This window comes from Aeromonas cavernicola, from assembly GCF_002795305.1.
In the GTDB taxonomy this organism is placed as follows: domain Bacteria; phylum Pseudomonadota; class Gammaproteobacteria; order Enterobacterales; family Aeromonadaceae; genus Aeromonas; species Aeromonas cavernicola.
Genome location: NZ_PGGC01000143.1, coordinates 1 through 6,803 on the forward strand (window position 1 = coordinate 1; position 6,803 = coordinate 6,803).

The 6,803-nt window shown below is 56.2% G+C and carries 6 protein-coding genes; all 6 read right to left on the minus strand.

All coding sequences use genetic code 11. The features are described 5' to 3' along the window. Positions 1-958: Gfo/Idh/MocA family protein (locus CUC53_RS14870; protein WP_100294875.1), on the minus strand; the 958-nt coding region annotated here is incomplete at its 3' end. 22 nt (positions 959-980) lie between these two features. Continuing rightward, a complete protein-coding gene (locus tag CUC53_RS14875) occupies positions 981-2,009 on the minus strand; it encodes an ABC transporter permease (protein ID WP_100294876.1) in 1,029 nt (342 codons plus the stop codon). A 10-nt stretch (positions 2,010-2,019) separates the two neighbouring features. After that, on the minus strand, positions 2,020-3,567 hold the full coding sequence (locus CUC53_RS14880; protein ID WP_100294877.1) for a sugar ABC transporter ATP-binding protein: 1,548 nt from the start codon (positions 3,565-3,567) through the stop codon (positions 2,020-2,022). A 51-nt stretch (positions 3,568-3,618) separates the two neighbouring features. Beyond that, complete coding sequence (locus CUC53_RS14885) at positions 3,619-4,548, minus strand: substrate-binding domain-containing protein (protein WP_100294878.1); 930 nt, start codon at positions 4,546-4,548, stop codon at positions 3,619-3,621. A gap of 44 nt (positions 4,549-4,592) precedes the next feature. Further along, positions 4,593-5,579, minus strand: a complete 987-nt coding sequence (gene iolG / locus CUC53_RS14890; protein ID WP_100294879.1) for an inositol 2-dehydrogenase — start codon at positions 5,577-5,579, stop codon at positions 4,593-4,595. 392 nt (positions 5,580-5,971) lie between these two features. Beyond that, positions 5,972-6,803 (minus strand): thiamine pyrophosphate-dependent enzyme (locus CUC53_RS14895; RefSeq protein ID WP_236757933.1); only part of this gene is annotated, 832 nt, incomplete at its 5' end.

Below are 6,803 nucleotides of genomic sequence, written 5' to 3' on the forward strand. Positions count from 1 at the left end.
CATGCCCAGCCGCGCTGCAAAATGGGGCGTAGTCGGTATGGGCGGGGCCGGTCAGTATGGTTTTGAAACCTTGGCGATGAGCTGGGTCATCATGGCGATAGAGCTTGATCTCAGCCATCCGCTCTTGGGTAAACATCAAGCTGCCCTTGCTGCCGGTGACCACGTAGCCCAGCCCCATTTTGCGGCCACAGGCGATGCGGGAGGTTTCAATCAGCCCGCGCGCGCCCCCCGCAAAGCGGAGCATGGCGTGGGCCTGATCTTCATTTTCCACCGCCACCAGCTCGCTGGCGCCCGCATAAGCCGGACGCTGGCGGATCACTGTTTGCAAATCGCCACACACCTCGGCAATCTCGCCCACCAAAAAGTGCGCCATGTTGACGATGTGGGCGGCCAGATCCCCCAGAGCGCCAAGCCCGGCGGTCTCTTTAAAACAGTGCCAATGGATAGGGCTAAGGGGATCGGCGAGGTAATCTTCGTTGTGGGTGCCATAAAAGTGCACCACTTCACCGATCTCGCCACTGGCAATGATCTCGCGGGCCAAGGTGGCGGTGGGATTTTTCATGTAGTTAAAGCCCACCAAGGTCTTGACCCCAGCCTGCCTTGCCGCCAGCACCATCTCGCGGGCATCGGCGGCGCACAGCGCCAAGGGTTTCTCCGCATAGACATGCTTGCCGTGGCGGATTGCCGCCAGCGCCATCTCTTTGTGCAGGTGGTTGGGCGAGCAGATATCCACCACGTCGATGGCGGGATCGGCCACCAAGTCGCGCCAATCCCCGGTTGAACGGCGAAAGCCATAGGCCTGCGCCCTTGCTTTGGCTAGCTCCGGCGTCACCTCGGCCACCATCTCGCGCACCAAGGTGCCGCGCAGGTTAAACACGGTCGGCGCTTGGGCATAGGCGATAGCATGGGCCTTGCCGATATAACCGGTGCCAATCAGGCCAATTCGAACCTCTTTCATGACTCACTCCCGAAGCGTTGGTTCACAGCGCGCCGCGCCGACTCTTGGCATAGGTGTCAAAAGCCACAGCCAAAATGATGATGAGACCGGTGATGATCTGCTGGTAATAGGCAGAGACGTTCATCAGTACCAAGCCGTTGATCAAAATCCCCATGATGATGGCGCCAATCAGGGTGCCGCTGATCCGGCCATAGCCCCCCATCAGCGAGGTGCCCCCGATCACCACCGAGGCGATGACTCTGAGCTCAAACGAGATGCCCGCCACCGCTTCAGCGCTGCCCAACCGCGCGCTTAAGATAAAACCGGCCAAGCCAGCCAGACAGCCAATCACCACGTAGACACTCACCAGCACCTGCTTAACGTTCACCCCTGCCAGCCGGGCGGCTTCTGGATTACCGCCGATGGCATAGACAAAACGCCCCCAGCGGGTCTTGTGCAGCGCCAGATAGCCACCGATCGCCACCAGCAAAAAGACCCATATTGGCACCGGCACCCCGAGCAACTCGCCCCGCCCCCACCAGCGATAATCGGGATCAAAGCCAGCAATGGGCGCCCCATCGTTGATCACCAAGGTCAAGCCGCGCCAAATGGTCATGCCGCCCAAGGTGATGATAAAAGGCGGCAATTTAAGGCGAGTCACCCCCAGACCATGTAGCAAGCCAATCGCGGTGCCCATCGCCAAGCAGATGACCAGCCCCAGCAGCCAGCTCAGGCCGCCCCACGCTTCGGGATCGACGCTGGTGAAGTTATCCCCCTTGATCACATAGGCCGCCAGCATGGAGCAGACCGCCAAAATGGAGCCCACCGACAGATCAATCCCAGCGGTCAGGATGACGAAGGTCATGCCCACCGCCATGATCCCGTAGATCGAGACCTCGGTCAGAATGTTGAAAATATTGCGCTCGGACATGAAATTGCTGTTTTGCGACTGAAAGAAGATCAGCAGCAACAACATAAAAATCAGTACCCCAAAGCGCTCGAAAAAGGCGATCGGATCGAACCGACCAGCCTGGGTCACTGGCACATCGGCCTTAGAAACAACCTGTGTCATAGCCACTCCGTCATGCCGCATTGCGGCTCTGGTGGTGAATTGCCATCATCGTCATCAACCGCTCTTCGGTTGCCTCATCACCGTGGATTTCACCGCTCACCCGCCCCTCACTGAGGGTGATGATGCGGTCGGCCACAGCCATCACTTCCGGCAGATCCGAGGAGATCACGATCACGGCGACCCCTTGCTGTGCCATGGCAAACAGCACCTGATGCACTTCCGATTTGGTGCCCACATCAATGCCTCGGGTCGGCTCATCGACGATCAAGACCCGTGGATTGAGTGCCATACAGCGGGCCAAAATCACCTTCTGCTGATTGCCGCCCGAGAGTTTGCGTACCGCAAGCGCACTGCTCGCCATCTTGATCTGCAGCGCCTGTTGGTAACGACTGATCAAGCGGTCCTCTTTGCGTGGGTCAACAAAACTGCCCCAGTGCAGCAAGCTATCAAGGCTAGAGAGGGAGATGTTTTCCCGCACCGACAAGCCCAACACGGCCCCCTCTTTCTTGCGATCCTCCGGCACCAGCGCAATCCCCTGTGCTAAGGCATGGAGCGGGTCACGGGGCTGATAGGGCTGGCCATCGAGCAAGAAGGTGCCCGCGCTAAAAGGGTCGGCCCCAAACAGGCAGCGGGCAATCTCGGTGCGCCCAGCCCCTACCAATCCGGCAATGCCCAGCACTTCGCCCTCGTGAACCTGAAAGCTGATGTCATGCAGGGCAATTCCGCTCGGGTCCATGGGTGGTTTGTCACGGCAAAGCCCCGAAACGTGCAGCCGCACCGGTCGATGCTGGTGATGGGTGTCCCTGGCTGGACGGCGGTTAAACGCCACATCGCGGCCAACCATCAAGCGGATCAGCTGAGTCACATCGGTCTGCGCCACCGCTCCCGTGCCGGTAAACCGGCCATCTTGAAACACGGTAAAGCGACCACAAATTTGAAAGACCTCGTGCAGCCGATGGGTGACATAGATGATGCTGACACCACGGGCTTTGAGCTCGCGCACCACCCGATGCAGGCTCTCTACCTCGCTGTCACTTAACGCCGCCGAGGGCTCATCCATGATGATGAGCTTGGCGTTGAGGGTGAGGGCCCGCGCAATTTCCACCATCTGCTGTTGCGCCACACTCAAGCGGGCCACCGCCGTGGTGGGTGCTACCTTGAGCTGCAAATAGTCGAGTACCGTCTGCGCCTCTTGATTGAGCGTCTTCTCATCAATCATCCACTTGCCCTTACGGGGTTCACGACCCAGCAACATGTTCTGGGCCACCGTCATGTTGGGCAGCAGGTTAAACTCCTGATATATGGTGATAATGCCTTTGTTTTGGCGCTCAACTGGCGAGTCATTGAGCGGCAAGACTTCGCCGTTAAACCAGATCTCGCCCCGGGTCTGTGGCTGGGCACCGGCGAGCGCCTTGAGCAAGGTGGATTTACCCGCCCCATTTTCCCCGAGCAGGGCATGGATCTCCCCGCGCTGCACCGTGAGCTGGGCACTCTTCAGCGCCCAGATGCCGGAGAAACTTTTCGCTAATTGGGTCACGTTCAGTAAAGGTTGCGGCATAACACAGCACCTCCTTGGCAAGGAGCCGCCGAACTCGGCGGCTCACAGGGATCACTGACCAGCTTCGCCGATGCGCTCAGCCTGCTGCAGGTTCTGTTGGGTGATCAGCAGCGGCGGGTAGTCGGCCCCAGTAATAGCCGCCTTGCTGCGCACATTGGCCACCAGTTGGCTCAACGCCGTCTGCACCGCATAGCCAGGACGCTGATCGGCGGTCACCGCCATCCAGCCATCACGCACTCGGCTCAAGGCTTCAGGCACCGCATCAAATCCCGTCACTAGCACCTCACCGGGCTTAAAACCTTGTCCCTGTAAGGCCTCGATCGCCCCGAGCGCCATGTCGTCATTGGCAGAGAGGATCACCTGTGGCCGCTTGGCCAAGGAGGGCAAGACACTCTCGACGATCCGCATCCCTTCCGAGCGCATCCAGTTACCGGTTTGATCGGCCACAATGCGGTATTTATCGCCGCCCGCTTTTAAGCTGTCGCGAATGCCTTGGGTACGCTCAATATTGGATGATGACCCCGGCTGGCCGGTTAGTAATATAATGTCCGCCCCCGCGGGATAGTGGGCTTTGACAAAATTAGCGATCTCTTTACCGCCGTTATAATTGTTGGCGCCAAAATGCGGCACCGTCTCTTTACCATTAATTGAGCGATCAAGGGTCACTAACGGTAATTTAGCGCCTTGAATATCCTCCACTGCGGTGGCGACCGCATTCACATCATTGGGTGACACAATAAAACCCAAGGCACCCCGGGTAATGGCATTTTCTAAATCTGCCACCTGTTTGGGGGAGCTACCTTGACCATCGAGCACCTGTAAATTAATGCCCATCTGCTGCGCAGCTTTCACCGCCGTGCGCTGAATATGCACTTCAAATGGCATTGCCAAATTAGGGGAGCTAAATACCAGTTGTTCGTTTGCAGACAATACCGAGCCGGAGGTGATGAGGGTCATCACCGCAAAGATTAACTTATTCATGTTATTGACTCTCTTGAGTGAATAAAGCAAAGGGGTGTGCTGGTTTATAAGGCGATGGTCGTGCCCGAATGGAGTGACGCTAACGCTTGATCTGCCAAATAAAGGGCTCGTTCACCATCGTAACCACTGGATTGTGGGGCACACTCGCCACGCAGCACCGCAACAAAATGTTGCCACTCGGCGGCATAAGCAGCCTGATAGCGCTGAATAAAGAAATGCTCCGGCAGTGGGCCTTGGCTGGTATCATTTCCGTAATAGTGAACCTGATGCGCTAAAATATTATCGACTTTTAATAAACCGTGTGAGCCATGTAATTCCAAACGCTGATCATAACCATAACCTGACCGCCGACTATTAATAATGGTGGCCATGGCGCCGGAGGGAAATTTCATTACGACAATTGCGGTATCAATATCACCGGCGTCACCAATTGCTGCATCAACAATATTACTTCCTTGTGCGTAAATAGATGTTGGCTCCTCTCCCATGATAAAACGAGCCATATCAAAATCATGAATGGTCATATCCCGAAAGAGGCCACCCGAGACGTTTATATAATTAACTGGGGGCGGTGCCGGATCTCTGGAGGTAATCACTAGCGATTCTGGCTTGCCAATTTTTCCTGCCAATAATAAGGCTTTTACTCGGCTAAATTGCGGATCGTAACGGCGATTAAAGCCAACCAAGAGCGGCACTTGGCAGGCAGCCACCGTGGTTAAACAATCCCGTACTCGCGCTAAATCTAAATGCACCGGTTTTTCACAGAAAATCGCTTTACCCGCTTTGGCCGCTAATTCAATCAGGTCAGCATGGGTGTCAGTGGCGGATGCGATTAACACGCCATCGACGTTGGGATCGGCCATCGCCTCTGCGCAACTTTGTAGCTCGGCGCCATAGCGGCTGGCTAAGACCTGCGCCCCTTGCTGATAGGGATCAACAACCGAGTAGAGTCGGGTCTCTGGGTGCGCCGCAATATTGGCCGCATGAATCTGACCAATACGCCCTGCGCCAAATAACGCGATATTGAACATACCAACTCCTTGATACGACGTATCTCTTTGGGGTGGGAGGCCCTGTTGTGAACTGAGCAGCGCCTCTGTCAATCCAGGTTGGCTGATGCACCTGATTACATCCTGTGGGCACGATAGCCTGGATGAAGCGAACATATCATTTGGATTTTTTATTTCAAATAACAAACAAATGAAAGTTTCATTTTTGTTGTACAGTTAACACTTTGTAAAAATCTCGCTGCTCTCCCCTGCCCGCCAGCTGCAAAAAATAGAGTTAAAAAGCAGATATTTACATTTAAATTCAGAGGAAAAATTCACTCTCTGGCCACCTACGAGAGAATCACCACGCCATGAAACAAAAAAGGAGGCATAGCCTCCTTGAAATAAACATTTCTAAATTAATCTTGAGTAAATCAATAAGCGCGGGCCCGCGTCGCCAACACTTCACGGATAGCCGCAGCGGCAGCCTCTATCTCGGGGTTGTCGGCCACTTGCGCGGTTCCGGTATGCCACCAGGCTTCATAGCCATGGGTCATGGTTTTGGGCAGCACCTTGATGTCGATCAGCACCGGCCCTGGCTGCTGCGCTGCGTCCGCCAGCGCTTGCTGCAGCTGCAATTCGGTGTGCACCCGATAGCTGGTGCAGCCGTAACTTTCGGCATTTTTAGCAAAATCCACCTTGACCAGCGGCCCCGTTAGGGTGCCGGTGGTGGGGTCACGGTGCCGATTTTCAGTGCCGAAGCTGCCCATGCCTTGCCCCATCTGTAGGTTGTTGATGCAGCCAAAGCCGGCGTTATCAAATAGCAACACGGTGATTTTTATCCCCTCTTGCACCGCTGTCTGTAACTCGCTGTGCAGCATCAGATAGGAGCCATCGCCAACGAAGGCATAGACCGGTTGGCTGGGGGCGGCCAGCCGAGCGCCAATGGCGCCGGCGATCTCGTACCCCATGCAGGAGTAGCCATATTCCAGGTGGTAGGTATCGGGCTGGCGCGGTCGCCACATCCGCTGCAAATCCCCAGGTAACGAGCCTGCCGCCCCCACCACGATGGCGTTTGGCTCCAACCATTGATCCAGCAGGCCCAGTACTCGGGTTTGGCTCAAGCGGGTGGCTAGGGTCGCCATGTATTCAGCCAAACAGTGATCCAACTGACCGGCCACTTCCGGCACGAAATCAGGCTCGACGCGGATCTGCGCCAACCGTTGCCACTCCTGCTGCCAGCACGCGCGGGCGGTGGCGATTTCA

Bases quoted from the DNA above. Each gene is read 5' to 3' on its own strand.
- CUC53_RS14875 (WP_100294876.1), bottom strand. From the start codon at position 2,009: ATGACACAGGTTGTTTCTAAGGCCGATGTGCCAGTGACCCAGGCTGGT.
- CUC53_RS14880 (WP_100294877.1), bottom strand. From the start codon at position 3,567: ATGCCGCAACCTTTACTGAACGTGACCCAATTAGCGAAAAGTTTCTCC.
- CUC53_RS14885 (WP_100294878.1), bottom strand. From the start codon at position 4,548: ATGAATAAGTTAATCTTTGCGGTGATGACCCTCATCACCTCCGGCTCG.
- iolG (WP_100294879.1), bottom strand. From the start codon at position 5,579: ATGTTCAATATCGCGTTATTTGGCGCAGGGCGTATTGGTCAGATTCAT.